Annotated in this window: 2 protein-coding genes; both read left to right on the top strand. The window is 63.8% G+C overall.

All coding sequences use genetic code 11. The features are described 5' to 3' along the window. Nucleotides 1–299 precede the first annotated feature (299 nt). Complete coding sequence (locus QEG98_RS21525) at nucleotides 300–452, top strand: hypothetical protein (protein WP_316562638.1); 153 nt, start codon at nucleotides 300–302, stop codon at nucleotides 450–452. A 180-nt stretch (nucleotides 453–632) separates the two neighbouring features. Beyond that, entirely contained in the window at nucleotides 633–1,169 is a 537-nt protein-coding gene (locus QEG98_RS21520; protein WP_316562637.1) for a DUF2378 family protein, read from the top strand. Nucleotides 1,170–1,171 lie beyond the last annotated feature (2 nt).

The raw sequence follows: 1,171 nt of genomic DNA, 5'->3' as shown, positions 1-1,171 counted from the left end.
GTCTAAAACCTACGCCAATAGCGGATTGCTCGTAAAGCCAAGGTTGTATTCTTAACTCTCGAGATTGGTTGTGTATGAATGGGTTACAACATGTGTCACAGCCGTGTGCCCTCTGGGACACGACGTCTCAAGTTGGTGAGAAACGGCCGAGGCCAGATTTCTTCACTCAATTCCTGTTACGGATGTCGCGCGGGGCTCCCCCTCTGGCATTGGCGCCTGGGGACATCCTCTCAGGACTGTCTGACACTTGTGAGGCTCCGCCGTGTCCCTTGCTCCTGGGCCAGTGCGCGTCTTTCGTCATGAATCGGAAGACGGCCGCTGGGAGCGACTTCGGGCTGTTGTTCTGGATTCTCGACGCGCGAGACGTTTGTGTCGCCGCATGTCACAAGGACCGCTTCGTCGCCGGATTGGATGATTCATTCTCACTCACTGAGACGCCGGGAGTGATGTGAGGCATCCATGTCTACTTCATGCCCGTGGAGCTGGGGATGCCGCCCACGTTGCTGGCCCGGCCCCAACCGCCTGACCCCGGTGGCCTTCGCGGCGACTGAGCGCGGACGTTGACGAGTCAAACACCGCCGGTGCATCCGCTTTCCCGCACCGCTTGACTCCCCTAGGGTGCCGCGCCACCGATGCCAGCCGAAGTCACTGTTCAATCAACGTTGTTCGAATCCCTGGTCCGCCTGGCGCAACCCGACGCGAAGCTCCAGGCCGAGTTCCTGGCCGCGGGCTTCGACATGGACAAGCCCCGCGCCACCTATCCGGCGGCCGTGTTCGTGGGTTGTCAGGAAGCGACGGTGCGCTACCGCTACCAGGGCATGGACCGTCAGCTGGCCTACCGGACCCTGGGGCGGGAGCTGGTGCGCAGCTACTTCGACACCCTGGTGGGCAAGGTGGTGGGCATTGCCCTCAAGGTGGCCGGGCCCGAGCGTGCCATGAAGCGCGTGTCGCTGAGCTTCAGCTCCGTCTTCTCCCCGGTGGACATCCAGGTGGAATCCTTGGGGCCGGCGGATTGGCGTGTCCGCTTCCGGGGCTACCCGTTCCCGGCGGAGGCCGCCGCGGGCACCTGTGAAGGTGCGCTGCGGCAGGCCGGTGCCACCGAGCCCCAGGCGAACGTGGAGCGCTACGAGCCGCCCGACGGCTTCGACCTGCGCATTCGCTGGCGCTGACT

This window comes from Myxococcus sp. MxC21-1 (assembly GCF_032612255.1).
Classification (GTDB): domain Bacteria; phylum Myxococcota; class Myxococcia; order Myxococcales; family Myxococcaceae; genus Myxococcus; species Myxococcus virescens.
This window is presented reverse-complemented; position numbering and strand designations above follow the sequence as displayed.

Excerpts from the sequence above, each read along its gene's own strand:
- QEG98_RS21525 (WP_316562638.1), top strand. The coding sequence starts at position 300 with ATGAATCGGAAGACGGCCGCTGGGAGCGACTTCGGGCTGTTGTTCTGG.
- QEG98_RS21520 (WP_316562637.1), top strand. The coding sequence starts at position 633 with ATGCCAGCCGAAGTCACTGTTCAATCAACGTTGTTCGAATCCCTGGTC.